Annotated in this window: 20 protein-coding genes; 11 read left to right on the top strand and 9 right to left on the bottom strand. The window is 66.3% G+C overall.

The features are described 5' to 3' along the window. Positions 1 to 7: 7 nt before the first annotated feature. Complete coding sequence (locus tag HMI58_RS05860) at positions 8 to 868, bottom strand: class I SAM-dependent methyltransferase (RefSeq protein ID WP_171618464.1); 861 nt, start codon at positions 866 to 868, stop codon at positions 8 to 10. Between the two features lie 189 nt (positions 869 to 1,057). Further along, the gene (locus HMI58_RS05855; RefSeq protein ID WP_171618463.1) at positions 1,058 to 3,268 is read right to left on the bottom strand and encodes an efflux RND transporter permease subunit; all 2,211 of its coding nucleotides are present in this window, start codon (positions 3,266 to 3,268) and stop codon (positions 1,058 to 1,060) included. 120 nt (positions 3,269 to 3,388) lie between these two features. Here HMI58_RS05855 and HMI58_RS05850 point away from each other — a divergent pair, with 120 nt between their 5' ends. After that, positions 3,389 to 3,862 carry a MarR family transcriptional regulator gene (locus HMI58_RS05850; protein ID WP_171618462.1) on the top strand — a complete coding sequence of 158 codons (474 nt, stop codon included), beginning with the start codon at positions 3,389 to 3,391 and terminating at the stop codon, positions 3,860 to 3,862. A gap of 22 nt (positions 3,863 to 3,884) precedes the next feature. Beyond that, the gene (locus HMI58_RS05845; protein ID WP_171618461.1) at positions 3,885 to 5,486 is read left to right on the top strand and encodes an NAD(P)/FAD-dependent oxidoreductase; all 1,602 of its coding nucleotides are present in this window, start codon (positions 3,885 to 3,887) and stop codon (positions 5,484 to 5,486) included. 48 nt (positions 5,487 to 5,534) lie between these two features. Here the strand turns inward: HMI58_RS05845 and HMI58_RS05840 are convergent, their stop codons facing one another. Then, positions 5,535 to 6,158: a DUF3060 domain-containing protein gene (locus HMI58_RS05840; protein ID WP_171618460.1), complete on the bottom strand. Its 624-nt coding sequence runs from the start codon at positions 6,156 to 6,158 to the stop codon at positions 5,535 to 5,537. Between the two features lie 257 nt (positions 6,159 to 6,415). On the opposite strand from HMI58_RS05840, the gene HMI58_RS05835 reads away from it, so the two are divergent. Next, the gene (locus HMI58_RS05835; RefSeq protein ID WP_171618459.1) at positions 6,416 to 7,597 is read left to right on the top strand and encodes a hypothetical protein; all 1,182 of its coding nucleotides are present in this window, start codon (positions 6,416 to 6,418) and stop codon (positions 7,595 to 7,597) included. A gap of 10 nt (positions 7,598 to 7,607) precedes the next feature. Here the strand turns inward: HMI58_RS05835 and murJ are convergent, their stop codons facing one another. Next, complete coding sequence (gene murJ / locus HMI58_RS05830; protein ID WP_318779140.1) at positions 7,608 to 9,146, bottom strand: murein biosynthesis integral membrane protein MurJ; 1,539 nt, start codon at positions 9,144 to 9,146, stop codon at positions 7,608 to 7,610. Between the two features lie 70 nt (positions 9,147 to 9,216). On the opposite strand from murJ, the gene HMI58_RS05825 reads away from it, so the two are divergent. Genes HMI58_RS05825 through HMI58_RS05815 form a run of 3 tightly spaced genes read left to right on the top strand, consistent with a single transcriptional unit; the run spans position 9,217 to position 12,850 of the window. After that, entirely contained in the window at positions 9,217 to 9,834 is a 618-nt protein-coding gene (locus HMI58_RS05825) for a LysE family transporter (RefSeq protein WP_171618458.1), read from the top strand. A gap of 25 nt (positions 9,835 to 9,859) precedes the next feature. Next, positions 9,860 to 11,923: an aminodeoxychorismate synthase component I gene (gene pabB / locus HMI58_RS05820; protein ID WP_171618457.1), complete on the top strand. Its 2,064-nt coding sequence runs from the start codon at positions 9,860 to 9,862 to the stop codon at positions 11,921 to 11,923. Positions 11,924 to 11,929: 6 nt separating this feature from the next. After that, positions 11,930 to 12,850 carry an aminoglycoside phosphotransferase family protein gene (locus HMI58_RS05815; protein WP_171618456.1) on the top strand — a complete coding sequence of 307 codons (921 nt, stop codon included), beginning with the start codon at positions 11,930 to 11,932 and terminating at the stop codon, positions 12,848 to 12,850. Here HMI58_RS05815 and HMI58_RS05810 read toward each other — a convergent pair. Continuing rightward, positions 12,792 to 13,358 (bottom strand): hypothetical protein, encoded by a 567-nt coding sequence (locus HMI58_RS05810; RefSeq protein ID WP_171618455.1) that lies wholly within the window; start codon positions 13,356 to 13,358, stop codon positions 12,792 to 12,794. The two genes, HMI58_RS05815 and HMI58_RS05810, sit on opposite strands and share 59 nt — an antisense overlap. A gap of 134 nt (positions 13,359 to 13,492) precedes the next feature. Here HMI58_RS05810 and HMI58_RS05805 point away from each other — a divergent pair, with 134 nt between their 5' ends. Then, positions 13,493 to 14,269 carry a hypothetical protein gene (locus tag HMI58_RS05805; protein WP_171618454.1) on the top strand — a complete coding sequence of 259 codons (777 nt, stop codon included), beginning with the start codon at positions 13,493 to 13,495 and terminating at the stop codon, positions 14,267 to 14,269. A gap of 199 nt (positions 14,270 to 14,468) precedes the next feature. Here the strand turns inward: HMI58_RS05805 and HMI58_RS05800 are convergent, their stop codons facing one another. After that, positions 14,469 to 14,729: a hypothetical protein gene (locus HMI58_RS05800; protein WP_171584651.1), complete on the bottom strand. Its 261-nt coding sequence runs from the start codon at positions 14,727 to 14,729 to the stop codon at positions 14,469 to 14,471. Between the two features lie 156 nt (positions 14,730 to 14,885). On the opposite strand from HMI58_RS05800, the gene HMI58_RS05795 reads away from it, so the two are divergent. The 4 genes from HMI58_RS05795 to HMI58_RS05780 all read left to right on the top strand — a co-directional run bounded on the left by HMI58_RS05795 (position 14,886) and on the right by HMI58_RS05780 (position 17,853). Beyond that, positions 14,886 to 15,770: an aminodeoxychorismate lyase gene (locus HMI58_RS05795; RefSeq protein ID WP_171618453.1), complete on the top strand. Its 885-nt coding sequence runs from the start codon at positions 14,886 to 14,888 to the stop codon at positions 15,768 to 15,770. An 89-nt stretch (positions 15,771 to 15,859) separates the two neighbouring features. Next, positions 15,860 to 16,222 (top strand): YciI family protein, encoded by a 363-nt coding sequence (locus tag HMI58_RS05790; protein ID WP_171618452.1) that lies wholly within the window; start codon positions 15,860 to 15,862, stop codon positions 16,220 to 16,222. Further along, on the top strand, positions 16,223 to 16,561 hold the full coding sequence (locus HMI58_RS05785) for a YciI family protein (RefSeq protein WP_171618451.1): 339 nt from the start codon (positions 16,223 to 16,225) through the stop codon (positions 16,559 to 16,561). 29 nt (positions 16,562 to 16,590) lie between these two features. Further along, positions 16,591 to 17,853 carry a DUF6596 domain-containing protein gene (locus tag HMI58_RS05780; RefSeq protein WP_171618450.1) on the top strand — a complete coding sequence of 421 codons (1,263 nt, stop codon included), beginning with the start codon at positions 16,591 to 16,593 and terminating at the stop codon, positions 17,851 to 17,853. Between the two features lie 19 nt (positions 17,854 to 17,872). Here HMI58_RS05780 and HMI58_RS05775 read toward each other — a convergent pair whose 3' ends face one another. From HMI58_RS05775 to HMI58_RS05765, 3 genes are read right to left on the bottom strand one after another with little or no spacing between them, the layout of a single operon-like run. Then, entirely contained in the window at positions 17,873 to 18,676 is an 804-nt protein-coding gene (locus HMI58_RS05775) for an energy-coupling factor transporter transmembrane component T (RefSeq protein ID WP_171618449.1), read from the bottom strand. Further along, positions 18,673 to 20,169 (bottom strand): ATP-binding cassette domain-containing protein, encoded by a 1,497-nt coding sequence (locus tag HMI58_RS05770; RefSeq protein WP_171618448.1) that lies wholly within the window; start codon positions 20,167 to 20,169, stop codon positions 18,673 to 18,675. The genes HMI58_RS05775 and HMI58_RS05770 overlap by 4 nt, the downstream gene beginning before the upstream one ends. Before the next feature lie 5 nt (positions 20,170 to 20,174). Further along, positions 20,175 to 20,792, bottom strand: coding sequence for an ECF transporter S component (locus tag HMI58_RS05765; protein ID WP_171618447.1), 618 nt, complete (start codon positions 20,790 to 20,792; stop codon positions 20,175 to 20,177). Positions 20,793 to 20,834 lie beyond the last annotated feature (42 nt).

Genomic DNA, 20,834 nt, shown 5'->3' with positions numbered 1-20,834 from the left:
GACGACTTCATTGGACCGTGGCTGTCAGGAGCAGGTACTCCCATTCAACGTCGCCGTTGTTCTGCGCATACTTTCGGGCAAGTTCCGCGAGCGCCTGATCCAGGGCGGACACGCGTGCGGCGTCGTCCCCGATATTGCGGTACACGGCGATCGTGGGGCCATACCGCGTCTTGAAGTAGTCACGAAACCCTTCAGCGTTGCTGAAATGGTCCACCCTCAGAGTGGCCTTCCGCTCCTCAATGTTGGTGACGCGATCCCCCAGCAGCTTCCTGACGTGCTCCGGGTTTCCCCACAGCGGCGGCGGTTGGGCGCCGGGAGCTGGTGGCGGCGCATACTCCTTCATCGCAGCGAACATCTGCCCAATGAACCCTTCAGGGGTCCAGTTGAGCAAGGCGATGGTTCCCCCGGAACGGCAGACACGCACCAACTCGTCAGCACTTGCCTGATGATGCGGGGCGAACATCACACCGACGCACGAAAGCACGACGTCGAAGCTGTTGTCTGCGAACGGCAGCGCTTCGGCGTCGGCCTCCAGCCATTCGATGTCGGCACCCCGCTCCTCGGCAAGGCGGCGGCCCGCAGCGAGCAGTTCGGGGGTGAGGTCGCTGGCGACCACGCTGGCACCGGCGAGGACAGCGGGGATGGCTGCGTTGCCGGTTCCGGCGGCGACGTCGAGCACCCTGTCCCCGGGTTGCACCCGGGCGGCTTCGACGAGCACGGTGCCAAGTTCAGGGATGATGTCAGCGGCCAGCGCAGGGTAATCCCCCAGGGCCCACATGGCCCGATGCCTGGCCTTCAGCGCCTGATCTTGCTCAGACGCGGTCGAACTGGTCTTGTCGGTTTCACTTCGATTTTTTGGGTCACTCATGATGGCTCCTCGACTGGCGGATTGCAGCGCGCTGTATCAGTGGAGGCTGTGATGCCACAGATTATGGCCTTGGTCACCGCGGCTGTAAAGGGCTGTCTAGACCGCGCGACCCCGCCGTCGAGCGGTGAGATTGAGCGGGCCGAGATCGTCTCGGCCCACCGGATCTCACCGCCCGGCGAGATGAAAGGGTTACCCGCGGTGAGCTGGCTCGGCCCGGCGCTGACGCTCAGTGGACCCCGCGGAGGACCCCGTCGCGCCCGACGGCGAACCCGCCCGGTGCACCGGTCCGGCCGCCCGGCCGAGGCGCGACGGCCACCAGATGCGATGCCCAATGTCATAGGCAAGCGCGGGCACCAGCAGCGACCGGACAATCAGCGTGTCGAGCAGGACGCCGAAGGCCACAATGAACGCAATCTGGGCCAGGAACAGGATCGGGATGACGCCGAGGGCCGCGAACGTCGCCGCCAGGACCACGCCCGCCGAGGTAATCACGCCACCGGTCACACCCAGACCCCGCAGGATCCCCGGCCGGGTACCGATCCGCAGGGACTCCTCCCGCACCCGGGTCATCAGGAAGATGTTGTAGTCCACCCCAAGCGCCACAAGGAAGACGAACCCGAACAGCGGCACTGATGCATCAGCGCCCTCGAACCCGAGCAGGTTATTGAAGACCAGTGCCGATACGCCCAGCGCCGTGGCGTAGGAGAGCACCACACTGAAGATCAGCAGCACTGGAGCGACCACCGAGCGCAGCAGCAGCATGAGGATCAGCAGGATGACCACCAGCACAATCGGAATGATCTTCACGAGGTCTGCTTGCGCGGTGTCATTGGTGTCGATGGCAATGGCTGTTACCCCACCCACCAGAGCTTCAGGGCTGGCGTCGTCGAGCGCGGTCCGCAGTTCGCGCACCACATCCTCAGCCTGCTCGGAGTCCGCCTGCGCCTCAAGGGTTCCGGTGATCAGGACGTTGCCGTCGCGGACGACGACGTCGCTGCCGGGCTCGGGTGATTCGACAGTCAGTGCCGCGTCGGTGATGCCGGCCTGGTTCTGGACCACCTCCAGGACTGCATCCTGGTCCTGTTCCGGGGCGATGACCGAGACCGGGCTACCGGATCCGGCGTCGAAGTGTCGTGCCAACGCATCCTGGCCGTCCACGGCATTGGATTCCGTGAGGATCAGGGCCGATTGCGGCACTCCGTTGGCCTGCAGCTGGAACAGTCCGAGTGAGCCGGCGGCGAGCACCAGGAAGGAAGTAATCCAGACGGTGCGCGGCCGGCGGGAAATGAGGGTCGCAACCCTTTTCCAGATGCCGCGGAGACCTTCCAGGCCTGTCGCCTCGACTCCCTCGGGCTGAACATGATGCGTACCGGCCTTGGGCCGCAGTGGCCAGAAGGCTGCGCGACCGAACAGCAACAGGAACGCCGGTAGCAAGGTCAGGGCAGCCGCGAGGGAGAACACGATGCCAATCGCCGCGATCGGGCCCAGGCTGCGGTTGGAGTTGAGGTCGGAGAACAGCAGGCACAGGAGCGCAATGATGACTGTCGCAGCAGACGCCAGGATGGGTTCGAACGAACCGCGGTAGGCCACCCGCATCGCATCCCACTTGGACTCGAACTCGCTCAGCCCCTCCCGGTACCGTGCAACAAGCAGCAGTGCGTAGTCGGTGGCCGCGCCAATCACCAGAATCGACAGGATGCCCTGGCTCTGGCCGCTCAGCTGGATCCATCCCCAGCTTGCCAGCGCGTAGACCAGCAGAATCGAGGTGGCGAGCGCGAACACCGACGTCAGGAGCACCAGGAAGGGCAGGATCACCGACCGGTAGACCGCCAGCAGGATGACGAACACGGCGGCGAGGGCCACCCCGAGCAGCAGCCCGTCGATCCCTCCAAATGCACTGACCAGGTCAGTCGCGAAACCGGCCGGACCGGTGACATAACCGGTGGTGCCGTCCGGGATCTCGGCGGTCAGCACCGCCCGCAGTTCCTCGACGACGTCCCCCAGTTCGGCGTCGTCAGCGACGAAGGCGATGTACTGGATGGCGAACGTGTCCTCGGACGGGACCGGGCCGATGACAGCCGGGGCACCTTCCTCGGGTGGCTCCAGGCCCTCGACCGCAGCCAGAGATGTCGTCAGCTCTTCGTAGATACCCAGCTCGGTCGGTGGAATCTCGGTCTCGGACTCCACCACGATCACCGCCGGCAGCGCATCCGATTCGGTGAACTGCTCCTGCAGCTCGCCCGCCTCGGTGGACTCGGCGCTCGCTGGCAGGAAGGAAGCCTGGTCATTGCTGGAGACCTCCTCCAGCTTGCCGAACGTTGGGCCACCAAACGCCGCTCCCATCAACCAGATCAGGACGACGACGGCGGGGAGCAGGACCCGTAACCACTTGCTGTGCATGATGAACGCCTCTCAAAGTACTTATCTCTAAAATAGACTATATCCATCATGGAGATAGTTGGGTAGACGGACTAGAGTTGATTTTGCTGCAACTGTTGGACCGATGAGGTGAAAGTAACCATGGCAGAGAATCCCCAGGCCGAATTGATGGCTCTACTCCAGCAGTTCACCGTGGAAACGGACCGCTACGTGGATGCTGTCAGCGCGCGCGACTCGCTGTACCGGACCGACCTCAACGCCCTCGGGGTCATGATGGGTGCCGCACGGGCGGGAATGACCGTCACCCCCGGCATGCTGCGTTCCGAACTCCACCTCAGCTCCCCCGCAACGACGGCCCTGGTGGACCGCCTCGACAATGCCGGCCACGTCAAACGTTCACGCAGCGATATCGACCGGCGCCAGGTACACCTCGAAATGACCGAGAAGGCGATGCTCACCGGTGGGCAACTCTTTGCCCCGTTGGCGCGGCATATCGGCGGTGCGCTGAAGAATTTCTCCGAGGAGGAGCAGCGTCTCCTGGCCGACATGATGCGCCAGATCACCGCTTCCACCATCGCCGCACGGGATGACGTCGTCCGCCCTCCAGCCGAGTAGGCGCAGTTGCTACGCTCAGTGGATGGAGCACACACAGGGCGGACATGAGCACTTCGATGCAGTAGTGGTGGGCGGCGGACACAACGGGCTGGTCGCCGCCACCTATCTGGCAAAAGCGGGCCGGTCGGTCGTGATCTTGGAACGCCAGGACCACGTCGGCGGTGCTGCCGTCTCGGCGGAACCCTTCCCCGGCACCGGCGCGCGAATCTCCCGCTATTCCTATCTGGTCAGCCTGTTCCCGCAACAGATCATCGACGATCTGGGTCTGGACCTGAAACTGGTGCGCCGACGCTATTCCTCCTACACCCCGCTACCCGGGGGCGAGACGGGGCTGCTGATCGACAACGAGGACGACCAGGCCACCCGGGAGAGCTTCCACCGGGTGGGTGCCGGCGACGACGCAGCCAGGTTCACCACCTTTTACACCCGCACCGCGGTTCTGGCGGAAAAGCTCTGGCCCACCGTCACCGCGCCACTCCTGCGGCGCTCCGAGGTCCGGGAGCTGGTGGGCGACGACGGAATCTGGAAGGACTTCATCGAGCAGCCCCTCGGCCAGGTGATCGAGCAGACAGTTGACAGCGATCTGGCCCGCGGAGTACTGCTCACTGACGGACTGATCAGCACCTTTGCCCGGGCCCACGACGAGGACCTGCAGCAGAACAAGTGCTTCCTGTATCACGTGGTCGGCGGCGGGACCGGGGACTGGGACGTTCCCGTCGGCGGGATGGGCGCCGTCAGCGGTGCACTGGAACGTGCGGCGCTCGCCGCGGGGGTGGTGATCCGCACCGGGGCTGAGGTGACCGCCGTCGCGCCGAACGGCGTCGTCCACTACCGGGAATCGGGCGGTCAGGGATCGGTACTGACCGTTACGGGCGGGCATGTGCTGGCCAACGTCACACCCGCGGTGCTGGGCCGGCTGATGGGCGGGCCCGGCGCAGAAGGCTTCGCTTCCACCGTTGTAGCGGCTGAGGGCGCCCAGGTAAAGGTCAACCTCCTGCTGTCCCGGTTGCCGCGGCTCAAGGACCCGACGGTGCAACCGGAGCAGGCATTCGGGGGAACCTTCCACATCAATGAGCTGTACTCACAGCTCGATACCGCCTACATCGAAGCAGAGGGGGGCCGGATCCCTTCCCCCCTGCCGATCGAGATCTACTGCCACTCGCTGGCGGATCCCTCGATCCTGTCGGACTCGCTCCGCGCGGCGGGCGCCCAGACCCTGACCGTCTTTTCGCTGCAGACCCCGCACCGGCTGACGCAGGGTGCGGACCATGATGCCCTGCGCGCCGAACTGCAGGCCGCCGTGTTGGCGTCGCTGAACAGTGTGCTGGCCGAACCGATCGAGGACTGCGTCCTGCGCGACGGCGACGGCCGTCCCTGCATCGAGACGAAGACGACCCGTGACCTGGAGGAGACCCTCGGGCTCACCGGTGGCAACATCTTCCATGGCCCGCTGTCCTGGCCCTTCGCCGAGGACGATGCCCCGTTGAACACCCCTGCCGAACGGTGGGGTGTTGCGACCGACCACCCGCGCGTGCTGCTCTGCGGGGCAGGATCGCAGCGCGGCGGCGGGGTCAGCGGGTTGGGCGGCCACAGCGCGGCCATGGCCCTCCTGGAGGATCAGTAGGGCCAACGGCCGCAGCCTGCCAAACAATGGGACCGCTAACAGCCGGCGCTAGGGGCCGGTGATCGTGGAGTTCGACCCCTCATCGTCGATCTCCGGGGTGCCGGTCTCGTAGGTGACGGTGTTGTCGGGGCCTTCCACGTCGATTTCCTCGACTGAGGTGAGCGTGGCGGTGTTCGCGGTTCCTTCCAGGGACAGGTCGCGGACGTCGGTGGCGGTGACCGAGTTGTTGTTGCCCTGCACATCGATCTCGCGGGTGTTCTCGGCGGTCACCGTATTGCCCGATCCATCGATCTCGATCTCTTCGCACTCGCCGCGCACCGTCAAGGTGACATCATCGGCACGAACATCGACGTCGCCGCCGCCGTCGCACTGCACGGTGTGGGAGGATCCGCTTTCGGTGATCCGGTGATCCATCCCGGCGCTGAGGGTGACGGGAGTTCCTTCGGCACCGGCGGCCGCCGTCGGGCTGGCTTCGGTACTCGGGGAAACCTCGGAGGTCGACGCGGCGCTTGGGGAAGCGGGCGTGGTAGCCGCCGATTCGGTGGTGCTCTCCGCCGCACTGTCGGTAGTGGGAACGATCTCGTTGGCGTTGTCCCCGGTCGAGCAGCCGGTGAGGAGCAGCGCCACGGCTGCGAGTCCAACGGTGAGGCGCGGGCTGAAACGATGGGTCATGCTGATAGCTCCTGGAAAGTTGGCGACCTTTGAGGGTCGGGTGACGGCATTGGCTCTTTCTCCAACACCGGCATGGACTCATCCGATTGTGCCCCCGCCGGATGAGAGGTTGATGAGAAAAACGCCGGGAGTGCCCGGTAAACGGGGCTAGAGCCGGTCCCGACAGTACAGTGGAACTCAAGCAATGATTTGATCTACAGGAGCGTCCGCACCGGTGTGGAGCATCGGTGCGGACGCTCACAATTCTTGAGGCGAGCTTGAAAGACACAACACACGAGGGGCGCCGCGCCCTCGTCATCAGCACCAGCCGGGACAGGGGCGCGCTCGCAGCAGTTCGGTCACTGCGTCAGTCCGGCTGGATCGTGGGTGTTGGCACGCCCGACGGCGGGGGCATGCTGTGCGCATCGGTCGCCGTTTCCGCCCGGCACGTAGTACCCCGGCCGCGGCAGGACGGCACCGCGTTCATCGAGGGCGTACGCCGCGCGGTGGCTGTCGGATCCTACGACGTCGTCTTCGGCGGCGGCGATGACTGGATGGCAGCACTTGCCACCTACCGCGACGAAATCCCTACCCGGGTGGCCCACCCGCCGGCCGACGTCGTGAACGCGGCGTTGAACAAGGTGGAGCTGTCCGACCGCGCAAACCGCACCGGTCTTGCCGCGCCCAGAACCGTTCCGGCGACCGCGCAGGCCATCGCGGAGTGGGACGGGCCGGTGGTAGTCAAATGCCTGACCCATTGGTCACACGGCCAGACCCGCCCTCACCGGATCGAAGCGAAGCTCTTTCCTGACGCCGTTTCCGCCGGCCCGCAGATCGAACGGATCCTCAAATCCGGGGCCGAACCGATCCTCCAGCAACCCATCAAGGGTCATCTCGGTGCACTGATCGGTGTTTTCCATGACGGCCACCTCGACGGGCGGGTGCAGCAGGTGACCTCACGCCTCTGGCCGACTCCCAACGGCGTATCCACCCGGGCCGAGACGGTACCCGTGGACGAGGATCTAGCGGCCCGGGCGGAGGCCCTGCTTCGGGACCTCGGCTGGTGGGGGCTGGTGGAGTTGCAGTTCCTGATCGACGACGACGGCGCCCATCACCTGATCGACCTCAATGGCCGGTTCTTCGGATCCATGGCTCTGACCAATGCTGCCCGGCCAGGACTGACCGACCTGTGGGGACGGCTGGTGCTGGGCGAGAAAGTCGACAACCTGCCCGACGCGGCAGCAGGCATGCGCTACGCCTGGACAGCCGGCGACCTGCGGCGAGCCAGCGTCGAACGCCGCGGCGGGAGGATCACCGACGTCGTTGACACGCTGCGGTGGGCCAGCCAGGGCGTCCACAGTGTGTGGAACCTCCGCGACCCAGGGCCTACCCTGCACCTCGCCTCAGCCCGGCTCCGCCGGGTGGATCGTAAGCCCAAGCCGGCCCCCGCCACCACCTGAGCCGTGGCCGCTAGTTCCGCCGGCCCTTCCGCGCCACTGACTTGACCATGTCCAGGGCGAGAAGCCGTTCCGGAGCACGCAGCACTATCAGCCCCAGCAGGTAGACACCGCACACCACCAGTGCTGCCACCCCGCCGGTGATGATCGCGGGCTGGCCCTCGATCAGCGCCAGCGCTCCCACCCCGGCCGCGCCCGCCACGGCAGCGAGGAGCAGGGCCCGCGCCAACAGGGCCACCGCGGCCCGGAGGTCGAGGCCCTGGTGCCGGCGTCGGAGAAGCCAGCTGTTCGCGAGGGCAGCAAATACCAGCGACGCGGTGGTCGCCAGTGCGATGCCCGCAATCCCCATCAGCGGGGCGAGAAGGATGTCGCCGACCACGTTGATGACCATCGCAATCACCGCCACCACCACCGGGGCCCGCGCATCTCCAATCGCGTAGGAGGTGCTGACCACCACCTGCCGGCAGCCCAGCGCCAGCAGCGCCGGCGCGTACCAGGCGAGGGCTGTCGCCGTCGCGGTGATGTCATCACCGGTAAAGGCGCCGCGGCCGAAGGCCACCTCCGCGAGTGGCTGGGCAGCGATGATCATCACCACGCACAAAGGTGTCAGGACGCTGACCGCCACCGCCAGCCCCCTGCCCACCAGCCGACGTATCTCAACAATGTTCTTCGAGGAGGCGCTCAGCGCCGGGTAGAGGGGGACCAGCAGGGAAGCGATGATGAGGGTTTCGGGGAGATTGACCAGCCGCCACCCGTAGGACAGTGCAGTGATGGCACCCTCCTCGAGGGTGGATCCGACGGCACGGTCCACGAGCGTGTTGATGTTGCCGATGGCACTGCCCACCAGCATGGGCGGCATCAGACGTGCCATTTCGCGGAACCCGGGGTCGCGCAGGTTCAGCCGCGGGCGCACTCGGGTTCCCAAGGAGAACAGCGGTGGCAACTGCAGCAGCAGGCGTGCTCCCGAGCCGACCACAAATCCGACGGCGAGCGCGGCGATCCCGTAGGTGGGACCGAACAGGCCAGCAGCGGCGATCATGATGATGTTGAACGGCACGCCCTGCAGCGCGGACCAGGCCACCCGTCCGTGCGATTGCGACAGCGCGGCCAGCAGGTCAGTGCCGGCGATCAGTACAGTGGCGATCAGCACGATCCGGGTGAGCGATTCGGCGAGCTCAGCCTGGGCGCCGTCGAACCCGGGGGCGATCACCGCGGTGACCGGTCCGGCGAAGATGCTCATCACCACGCCGCCCACCCCGAGGACGATCATGGTGACGGTGATCGCAGTGTCGAAGCCCGGGTGCCCCCGGCAGCCATCCACCTCCTCGGCGGCCTCACGGGAGGTGACGGGGATCGCGGCCCGGGCCATCGCGTAGGCGATCAGGCCCAGGACAATATTCATCAACCCCTGCGCCACCAGGTAGGCGTCAAGCGCGGCCCCAGCACCGAAGACGGCGGCGATGACGACGTCGCGGACGAAGCCGAAGAGAGTGGACACAGCCGTCAGACCGGTCACCAGCAGGGCTGCCCTGCGAATACCTGGCCTAGTCACCCTATGACGATACATTTCGTGACCGGGATCCCCCGCACCGGACGGCAGCGTACCGCCGTAGAATCGTCTGGTGACTTTTTCCGTCTGGCTGGCTCTGCTGGGAGCCCAGGCCCTCATCAGCTTCAGCCCCGGCGCGGGAGCCGTCAACACCATGAGCAACTCGCTCACGGTGGGATTCCGCCGATCCATGTGGGGAATTCTGGGCCAGCAGGTGGCCCTTCTGGTGCACATCGCGGTGGTGGCCGCAGGCGTGGGACTGCTCGTCGCGAGTTCACCGGTCGCATTCAACGTCATCCGGTTCGGTGGCGCCGCCTACCTGGTCTACCTGGGGATCCGGAAACTGCTCCAGCGTCCCGACCTTGAGGAACAGGCAGCGGTCCGCCGGGCCGAGGGTGCCTTCTCCCTGTTCCGGCGCGGCCTGTGGGTGAACCTGCTCAACCCGAAGGCGATCGTGTTTTTCCTCGCGTTCATCCCCCAGTTCATCAGGCCCAGCGAACCGCTGCTGGGGCAGTACGGTGTCCTCGCGGGAACTGTGGTGGCCATCGATGTGCTCGTCATGTGGTTCTTCTATGCAGCTGCCGCCAAGTCGTTCAGGCGGTTCACCCAGAATCCGAGGGGCCAGATAGTTCTCAACCGCGTCTTTGGCCTACTGTTTGTAGCCGTGGGCATCCTGCTCGCCGTCGCCTGACGCCACCTCGAAGGATCCGCCGCCCATGGCACCCAAAGCCGGGACCGCCGTCGTACCGTTGATCATCGCCGTCGATGGTCGGTCGGGGGCTGGCAAGACCACCCTCGCCGTCGAGCTGGCCGCCCTGCTCCGCGAGCACCACACCGTGAGCCTGTTCCATCTCGAGGATATCTACCCGGGCTGGGACGGTTTGGAAGCCGGCATGGACCGGTACGTTGCGGGGGTGCTTGCCCCGCTGACGGCGGGTCGTACCGCCCGGTGGCGGGCCTGGGACTGGACCGCCGACGACGACGGGCCGGAGCACAGCACCGAGCCGGCCGACGTCGTCATCGTTGAAGGGGTGGGCGCGGCGTGCCGGGCGGCGCTGGAGTTGCTTGATGTGAGCATTTGGGTGGAGGCTCCAGCGGAGGTTCGGCGCACCAGTGCGCTCAACCGCGACGGTGACACGTTCGCTCCGTTCTGGGAGCGCTGGGCACGGCAGGAGCAGGCCTGGCTTGACCGTGACCAGCCGCAGCTGACCGCCGACCTGGTGGTGGACGGCCACCGGGATCCGGCTGCGCCGCAGCGGGTCCGGCTCGCCCTCACGGGGTTGCCGCAGTGTGGGTCGCTGCTCGCCGTCGAACGCGCGCAGCGTCGCGCGGTGACGCTGCAGGTGGAGCGCCTGCCGGGCCGGCCCGATGGTGGCGACCTCTTCTCCGCGCTCTACGGCGGTTCAGCGTGCGCGGTCTGGCTGGACAGTTCCGACTCGACGGCGGGCGGCGGCGGGCGGAGCCGGTTCAGTATCTTGGCCGACGACGGCGGGCAGTTCGGTCAGCTGGCCCGGCATACCGCGGGCACCACCGAGGTGGTTTCCGGCCCGGTGACGGCCCGCGTTCCCGGCCCGTTCTTTCGCTGGCTGGACGGGACCTGGGGCCGACGCTCAGTGCCTACCCCCGCCGACTACCAGTGTGGCTTCACCCTCGGCTGGCTCGGCTACCTCGGCTACGAGCTCAAACGCGAGACCGGCGGCAGCTCGGCCCCCGCCGGTTCCCTTCCGGATGCGGCGCTCCTGTTCGCCGGGCGGGCCGTCGTCATCGACCATGAGCAGGAGGCCACCTACCTGCTCACCCTGGCTGGCCCCGGCAGCCATGAGGAAGCCAGGGGCTGGGCCAGTACAGCGCGCCGGGCAGTCGTGCAAGCCTCCAGGCCGGTGGCGGCCCCGGTCTCCAGCGGAGTGGAGCCTGGTCAACCCTCCCCCGTGTTCAGTGCCCGGGACACCCGGGACAGCTACTTGGACAAGGTGCGGCGCGCGCAGGCGGAGATCCGTGATGGCAACACCTACGAGGTGTGCCTGACCACCGCGTTGCACGCCCGCACCGCTGCACCGGTGGACCCATTGGCCACCTACCTGTCGCTGCGGACCGCCAGCCCGGCGCCCTTTGCCCACTACCTGCAGTTTCCCGGTTTCGCTGTAGCCAGCACCTCCCCGGAACGGTTCCTTCGCCTGAGCGCCACCGGTACCCTGCGTGCCGAACCGATCAAGGGCACCCGCCGTCGTTCCCCTGACCCCTCGACCGACCACCTGCTCCGCGAGGACCTCCGGACGTCCCTGAAGGACCGTGCCGAGAACGTCATGATCGTTGATCTGCTGCGTAACGACCTATCCCACGCGGCGGTGCCCGGCAGTGTGAGCGTGAGCCGGCTGTGCGAGATCGAAACCTACGCCACAGTCCATCAGATGGTGAGCACCATTGACGCCCAATTGCGTCCCGGGGTGTCACGCGCTGAGGCCGTCGCGGTGGCGTTCCCTGCCGGATCGATGACCGGAGCACCTAAGATCAGCACCATGGCTATCCTCGACCAGCTGGAGAATGCACCGCGCGGTGTGTATTCGGGCGCCGTTGGGTACTTCTCGCTGAACGGGGCGGCGGACCTCGCCGTCGTCATCCGCACCCTGGTGCTGGAAGACGACGACGGCGGTACCCGGCTGAGTCTGGGCGTCGGCGGAGCGATCACCGCTGATTCCGATCCCGCCGATGAGTGGGAGGAAGTCCGCACCAAGGCCTTCGGGGTGTTGTCAGGTCTCGGCTCCGACTTCCCGGACAGCTGACGAATCATGACACATCACGCGCCCGAGCTGTCGGCGGAGCTGGTCACCCGGTTGATCGCCAGCCAGTTTCCCCGCTGGGGCGGGCTCACCGTGACCGAGGTGCTGCCGGGCGGGAACGACAACCGGACGTTCAGGCTCGGTGAGGAGTTTCTGGTCCGGCTGCCAAGCGCAGCGAGTTACGCCCCCCAGGTGATGAAGGAACACCGCTGGCTCCCGGTGCTGGCCGCGGAGCTTCCGTTGCCAATCCCCCAACCCGTGGCGCAGGGCGCCCCCGACGATCACTATCCGTGGCCCTGGTCGGTCTACCGGTGGCTCGACGGCACGGCAGCGAGCGACACCGGCCCGGTGGATCTGGCCGACTGCGCCGCCTCGCTGGCGGACTTCCTTCGGGCATTGCACCGGATTGAACCGGGCGGTGCTCCCCCGCCGGGCGAACACAACTTCCACCGCGGCGGACCGTTGGCCACCTACGACGCGGAGACCCGGGCAGCGATCGCCGAACTTGGGCAGGTGCTGCCGGGGGAGGCCGCAATCGGAGTCTGGGAAGCCGCCCTTGGCGCACCATGGACCGGGCGCCCCGTCTGGGTGCACGGTGACGTGGCGGCCGGAAATCTCCTGGTGGACGGGGACGGTCGGTTGGCCGCGGTGATCGACTTTGGCTGCTGCGCCGTCGGCGATCCGGCCTGTGACCTGACGGTCGCCTGGACTCTCCTGGACCAGTCCGGCCGAGGCGTGTTCCGCGACCGGGTGGGCCTCGACAACGGGACCTGGACGCGTGCCCGGGGATGGGCGCTGTGGAAGGCACTCATCACCCTTGTCGAGTGCATCGGTACCGGCTCCGACGAGGAGTCGGCCACCCACCGGGTGATCAGCGAGGTACTGAGGGACCACCAGGAGGCGGCGCAAGCCGCTGTTGAATCATCCTGAGCCGGGCCGGTGTTGCTGCCACCTCGATCCGACCCGATGGGGTGCCCAGAGCAAGGACCTCCTCCTTGCCATTCAGACGGTTGAAAGCTTCCCATTTGCCTGGTTTCCTCAATGGGCCGCCGACCTCACCCACGATCTGGATCAAGACAGGTTCTTTTGACGAGCGAATGGCGAAGGTCCGCCAATGGCGGTGAAACGCTAACGTGCCGGGGCCGATGAGGACCTCGCCGGTTCTCCAGCGAGTGGCTATCCCGTCGTCACCGGAGAGCGCGCGCATTGATACTTCGATCCTTCCGGCAGCGGACTGGCGCCGCTCTTTCCTTCGAAGCAGATGACTAGCCAGTGGCAGCCCCACTGCCAGCCCGATAGCTGCTCCAGCTGCACCGCCAAGAGCCGCCGAGAGATCCCGTTCGAAGAAATACCGCACGCCAAAGATCAGCATCAAAGCGGCAGCCATAAACCCGATGACGGTGCCATATTTCGCAATCCTGCTGAAGACTTTAGTCATCAGGCTATCTAACCGTAGAAAGCGCCTCACCTGACCGACGAAGACTCACGAAAGGTCTGCTATATTCATTCCACAATCACATACTGCCATTCTTCCGTTGGGGGACGGTGGCCACTAACAATGGGAGAAATGGCATGAAGAAATCCACACACTTTGCCCTGCTGTGCGTAGCCGCACTCGCGCTTGCTGGTTGCGGCGCTGAATCGGGTGGCACATCTGACGCCACGCCGTCGGCTGAGGCTACTTCGGCGGCCTCCTCGGCTGCACCCTCGGTAGAACCGACCGAAGAGCCGTCCCCGACAGAATCCGCAGAGGCCGGAGCTGACTACACCAACGAGGATCTGTCGGCCCTCGTGTCCTCGCTGACCGATGCGCAAGGTCAACCACTCACCGTCATGCCGGCGGAACAGCTCGACCAGGGCATCATGCTGGCGCGCACCATCCTTGAGAATGCCACCATCAGTCCTGAGGAATGCAATGTGTTCGCATCGGAGAACCTGCAAGCTCCCGAGGGCAGCACCTACGCAGCGGGCCTGAGCCAGGCCGCGGAGGAAATGACCCAGACGACTGTCACGGTCATCGCGGTCGAGGACCCGGCCGTAATGGCGGAGCAGATCACTAAATCTCAGGATTCGATCGACCAGTGCACCAGCTTTGAGGTGGAGTTTGAGGGCGAGGTCATCACCTCCGAACTGCAGCCCCTAGAAGTAGCCACCGACGCGGAAACCTCGATCGGTGCCCTCGCTGTCCAAACCCTCGGCTCATCTGGGGAAACGCAGTCATCCATGACTGTGTCGGCCGTGCAGGGGAATCTCACCATTACCGCAGCAAAAACGGGTACGGAGATCCTCCCCGAAGCGCAGGCGGAACTGGAACAGCTGATCAATGATGCCCTCGCCGCGGCTGAATAGGGCATAAACAAATCTGGCAGGTATTACTGCCCACGCCGAGCGGCACGGTTTCTATCCCCGCGTCCATATCTCGACGTTCCAGAAAAAGGCCAGGAAGAACCCAGCATAAAACCGATATCCCCGTGCTCATTTGCTCACGGATGGTTTTCGGTACTGGGTTCTTCCTGGCCTTTGTGCAGTGAAACTATCTGAGGGCAGGTTAGCGGCGGACCTTCCGGCGGCCGCTCATGCCCTCGGCAACACCGATCAGCAGCACCGAGGCGATGACCGCAACGACGAAGCCAAACACATTCAGCTCAAAGATCTGCCCGGTGCCTACGAGGCTGGCGATCACTCCGCCGATCACCGAACCGGCGAGGCCCAGCAACAGGGTCGCGAGCAGGCCAAGGTTCTGCTTGCCTGGCTTGATGAGCCGTGCCAGCGCGCCGATGATGAGTCCAGCGACGATAAATCCGATCACGATAACAATCCGTTCTGTGGGGTTTCTCCCGTGACGACGGGATCAGGTGTCATTTGGTAACACTACTGATGAAATTCTATCGGGAGCAGACTGCCCGCTGAAAACCGGCCAGTGCGCCGCCGTCGCCGCCAGCAGGGACGCAACTAAGCTGATCCCATGACTGTTCTCGTATTCCTGGATCCCGCCTACAACGACGGCCGCGTGGCCGACGCATCCGTGCCGCAGGTAATGGCCACTGACCTGGGCGCCACGCGCGGGGACGGTATTTTCGAGTCGCTCCTCGCCCTCAACGGTGAGGCCAGAAAGGTGCAGGCCCATCTCGACCGTCTCGCGTCGTCGGCGCGGGCACTGGACCTCGAACTGCCCGCACAGGAGGCATGGCGTCGGGCGATTGCCACAGCTCTCGACGAGTACACGGCAGGCGCCGACGTCCTACCCGAGACCGAGTTGGCAGTGAAGCTGGTGGTGACCCGCGGGGTCGAGGGAGCCACCACGCCCACCGCCTGGGTACAGGTATCGCCGGTCCCCGAGAAGACCCGGCGGCAGCGCAGGGACGGGCTGGCAGTGATCCTCCTGGACCGGGGGTATGACAGCACCGTGGCGCAAAGGGCACCATGGCTACTCATGGGTGCGAAGACCCTTTCCTATGCGGTCAACATGGCCGCGGTCAGGTACGCGCACGCCCATGGCGCCGATGACGTCATCTTCACCTCCTCCGACGGCAAGGTGCTGGAAGGTCCCACATCGACGGTGCTGCTGGCCCGGGTCCGGGACGGCGTCAAGACCCTGCTCACCCCCCAGCTGGAGAGCGGGATCCTGCCCGGGACGTCGCAGAGCGCTCTCTTCGAGGTGGCGAAGGCTGCCGGGTGGGAACTCGGCTACGGACCGCTGGTCCCCGCCGATCTGTACGACGCCGACGGCGTCTGGCTGATCTCCAGCATCCGGCTCCTTGCCCCGGTCAATTCGCTCGACGGACAGCAGCTTCCCACTCCTCGCGACCTCACAGCGGAGCTGTCGGAACTGGTGGCGAAAATTTCCTGACGCCGGTTGTCGATTTCTGCCAAGGTGAACCGTCATGGACATAAGCGGCGCATCAGGGCGCCGTCGAAGGACACGATAGGAGTTTTCAGATGAGCACTGAATACGTCATCCTGCTACACGACAACGAGCGCGCCTGGCAGGAAGCGACACCCGAGCAACGCGCCGCGACCTACGCGCGGCATAACGAATTCTCTCGGCGCTGCAGCGAGGACGGTCACAAGATCACCGGAGGCGCGGAACTGCAGCCGTCCGCGACCGCCAAGATTGTGAGGTTCGGCTCCGTCGGCATCACCGACGGACCCTACACCGAGACGGCAGAGCAGCTGGGAGGTTTCTACCTGGTGGAAACCGACAACCTCGAGTCCCTTGCGCAACTGGTCAGTGAACTGCTGGCCGACACCACCGGGCCCGCTGAAATCAGGGCCACCGTCCCACCGAGCGAGGGCAGCTAGATGAAGATTGCAGTCTTTCTCTACCAGGACGAGTCGATCTGGGCTAACGCCACCGAAGCCGAACAGGAACAGTGGATGGGCGAGCACGACGCCTTTTCGGAGGCCGCCCGCCAGCGGGGGAAAATCGTCGCCGGGGAAGCGCTGGCCACTGTGTCGACAGCGACCACGGTGCGGCGACGCGGGGACCAAGTGAGCCTGACCGATGGGCCGTTCGCGGAAACCGCCGAGCAGTTGGGCGGCTTTTACGTGCTGGATGTGCCGGATCTCGACGTCGCGGTGGACCTGGTGAAGCTGCTCCCCGAGTACACGGTGGAGCTGCGTCCCATCACCGAGTACTGATCCATCCCCGAGTAGCAGGAAGCACGCCGATGCCGGGTCCGTCCGGGGACGCACACGTGGCCCTCGAACGGGCCTGGCAGGACCAGTGGGCCAGACTCCTCGCACTGCTGGTCGGCCGGTTCCGTAGGCTTGACCTCGCCGAGGACGCGCTGGCCGAAGCGTTCGCCGCGGCGGTCCGTACCTGGCCGCACGACGGAATCCCCGACTCCCCTGCGGCATGGCTCCTGACGGCCGCCCGGCGTCGCGCGCTGGATCAGGTGCGCGCCGAGGCCATCGCCCGACGGCGGGAACCGCTCATGGTGGTCGACGCCGAAGCACGGGCCCACGCCGCTCAGGCAATCGACGCCGGCGGCCACGTGCCCGACGAGCGGCTGCGGATGCTCTTCACCTGCTGCCACCCTGCGCTCTCGGCTGATGCGCGGGCAGCCCTGGCACTGAGGTTCGTCAACGGTCTCAGCGTCACCGAGATTGCCCGCCTGTTCCTGGTCCAGGAGTCGACCATGGCTGCCCGGCTTACCCGGGCCAAGAAGAAGGTGGCGGCCGCGGGCATTCCGTTCACCCTCCCGGCAGCAGACCGGCTGGCGGATCGGCTGGATGTGGTGGCAGCAGTCATCTACCTCGTCTTCACCGCCGGGTACGCTCCGGCCACCGGTGACGACCCGGTGCGCACCTCGTCCGCTGCCGAGGCGATCCGGTTGGCGCAGGTGCTCGATGGGCTGCTCCCCAACCAACCGGTGGTCCTCGCCCTGCTCGGCCTGATGACACTCCAGCATTCCCGCCGAGACGCCCGAGTGGCGGACGATGGCGGGCTGGTGCTGTTGCCTGAGCAGGATCGGAGCCGATGGCACGCCGCCGAGATAAAGTCCGGGCTGGACCTGCTGGGCAGGGTTCCCCCGGACACGTCGGGGCTGGCGTTGGAGTACCTGCTCCAGGGCAGGATCGCCGCCGAGCATGCGAGCGCGGCCCGCGCAGCTGACACCCGGTGGCATCGGATCGCAACGCTGTACGCCGAGTTGGAGGCGCTGACCGGTTCACCGGTGGTGCGGCTCGCGCGCGCCGTCGCCGTGTTGGAGGACGACGGGCCCGAGGCCGCCCTTGCGTTGCTGGCCGGGCTGGAGGACCGGCTCCCCCACCACCATCGTCTTCCCGCAGTGCGGGCGGAGCTTCTGGCGCGAGCGGGTAGGGCACCGGAGGCGGTCGCCTCGTTCCACGCCGCGATTGAGCTCTGCGGTAATGCTGCGGAACGGGACCACCTCCGGGCCCGGGCCGCCGAAGTTGGCGGACAGACCTGACCAAGGTCGGTGAGCCCGGCTAGCTGGCACCGATGAGGAAGTTCCAGGTCCCGGCCAGCACCGCTGCGGTGACCGCTGTTCCGGCGATGAGCACGCCGACCAGGCAGACCCAGAGGTCCAGTCGGGTGAAAGTGCTTTCCCTCGCCCAGGTGCGGTCCCCCGCCCCGAACCCTCGCGCCTCCATGGCTACCGCGAGCCGGGTGGCCCGGCGGATTGCCTGCACAATCAGTCCAAACCCCTGCCCGAGGAAGTTCCGTAGCCGGGCCACCGGGTTGCCCTCGGACCCAACCCCGCGGGCGTGCCGGGCCAAGCCGAGTGTCCGCCACTCATCCACGAGGAGCCCCACCAGCCGCAGCCCCGCAAGGGCTCCCAGCACAAACCGGTGCGGCATCCTCAGTTTCTGTGCCAGTGCATCGGCGAGGTCTGTGGGGTCGGTGGTCATCAGCAGGAAAATACCCGGAAGAGCGATGGCCAGCCCACGCAACCCAATGGCGATCCCCGAGTTCACCGAATCCTGGGTGAAAAGCACCGGACCGAACTCCAGGAGCACCGCTCCCGTCTTCTCCGCCAGCAGGGCCGTCCCGTAGCCGGCGACCACCGCCGCCAGGACCAGGGGCCAGGTGCGTTTGAACAGTTGCCAGGCGCTGATCCCCAGCAGTGGGAGCAGCACCAGTTCACTTCCCAACACGACGGCGGCGCTCACCCAGTCGATGCTGAGCATCACCACCACAGTGACCAATACCGCGGCGAACAGTTTGGACAGCGGGTTTGCCCGCGGCAGGATCCGACCGGTGAGCTGGGGCGTCAGCACATCAACGCTCACGATGCAGCCCGCGGTAGTGCCTGGCTGTCGGCGACGCACAACAGCCGGCTTCCCAGCGCCTCGGTAAATTCCTGATCATGGGTGACGGCCACCAGGCTGCCACCACCCTGAATCAGTTCAGCCATCAGCGCCACCAGTTCCGCCCAGGTATTGGCGTCCTGCCCGAAAGTGGGCTCATCCAGCACCAGAATGTCGGGGTTGGTCGCCAGCATGGTCGCCACCGAGAGGCGACGCTTTTCTCCGCCGGAGAGCGTGAACGGGTTGGCCTGGAGCAGCGACGTGAGCCTGAGCCGTTCAGCGATCGGATCGACCCGCCGTCGGACCGTTGCCTCGTCGCTGTTCTCCAGCCGGCGCGGTCCGAATTCAAGTTCATCGATCACCCGGTGCGTGAGGAACTGGTGTTCGGGTTCCTGGAACACGGTTCCGATCCGGGTCACCAGCTGGGCTGACTTCCAACCATGAGGATTGGTGCCGGCGCCACGGGCGAGCGCCGGAGCGGCCTCCAGTACCCCACCCCGCAGTGGAAGGAGCCCCGCCAGGGTCAGCGCAAGCGTGGACTTGCCACCTCCGTTGGGTCCGACGATACCGAGGGACGACCCCGCCTGCAGCTCGACGTCGACGTCGTCGAGCACCACCGGGCCACGCTTGGTCCGCGCCACCGAAAGCCCACGGGCAGCCAGCAGGGGGTCCCCCGGGGATGGCAGCAGGCCGGGCACAGCTGGCTGGTGGCCCGGGATCCAGACCCCAGCCTCCGCCAGCCGCGCGCGGGTTCGGGTATCCGTCAGCACAGTGTCCGGCGGGCCGTCGGCGAGGATACCGCCGTCGGCCGCCAGCACCACCACCCGGTCCACCACATCCGCCCAGACCGCTACCCGGTGTTCCACCACCACGAAAGTGGCGCCGGTTCGCTCCAGGACACGGACGACTGCGTCGCGTACCTCCAGGACCCCCTCCGGGTCGAGGTTTGCTGTCGGTTCATCCAGCAGCAATAGCCCAGGCTGCATGGCCAGCACCGCGGCGAGCGCGAGGCGCTGCTTTTGCCCGCCCGAGAGCGCCGTTGTCGACCGGTCCAGGGGGACGTCCAACCCGACGTCGTCGAGCGCTTGCCGGACCCGCTCCCAGATTTCCGCCCGGGGGACGGACTGGTTCTCGGCTCCGAACGCCACCTCGTCGCCCACCCGGGCAAGGACTATCTGCGTGTCAGGGTCCTGCAGCACCAGCCCCGCACGTCCCCGGACCCGACCGGGCGGGCTTCCGTCGAGGGTGAGGGAACCGTGTTCCTCCCCCTGGCCGTCGTCGCCGAGCACACCCGCCAGGCCGTGCAGTAGGGTGGACTTCCCGGAACCGGAGGCACCGAGCAGCAACACCCGTTCCCCTGGCTGAACCACCAGATCAATGTCCTGGACCGCTGGTCTCTTACGCCCGGCGTGCCGCCAGCTCCAGCCGCGGGCGGCGATGCTGACGGCTGCCCGCTCCCTCGTGTGCTCGGCCATACCGGTTAGACGTCAGCCGTTCGACCGGCGGCGAAAGCGGACAGCACGCCGGTCTTCGCAAGCCCCCGGACGGCCAGCCACGAGAGAAGGCCCGCGATCACCACACCGGAGATGGATGCGAAGACCACGTACATGAGCTGCCATTCGAAGGCCCAGAGGGCGTTGTAGAGGATGTTCTCGCTGATTGCCAGGGCCAGCCCCGCACCCAGTCCTGCGAGCAGCGCCACCCCGAGGTTCCATTTGCGGTACAGGAAGAGCAGGAAGATCAATTCTGCGCCGAGGCCCTGGATGGCGCCGGACAGCAGGGTGGTCAGGCCAAACTGGGTGCCGAGCAGCGCTGAGACAGCTGCCGCCAGTACCTCACAGTAGATGGCCGCGCCGGGTTTCCTGATGATGAGACCGCCGAGAACCCCGGCGATCAGCCACCCACCGGTATACAGTCCGGCCAGGGGCGGGAACGCGCTGGTGATCGCCGAGATCCCCGTGTAACCGGCGGACCAGGCGAAGAAGACCACCCCGACGGCAACGGCGACCACCGATGCGACGACGATATCGACCACCCGCCACTGATAGGTGGGGCGGTACGTGGGGGTGCTCTGGGTTCGTGCCTGTGATGAAGCCATAATGAATTCCTCCTGAGGTACAGGAGGGGAGGGTACCTGGGG

The sequence above is a fragment of the Arthrobacter sp. 147(2020) genome, assembly GCF_013116715.1.
Classification (GTDB): Bacteria; Actinomycetota; Actinomycetes; order Actinomycetales; family Micrococcaceae; genus Arthrobacter_D.
This window is presented reverse-complemented; position numbering and strand designations above follow the sequence as displayed.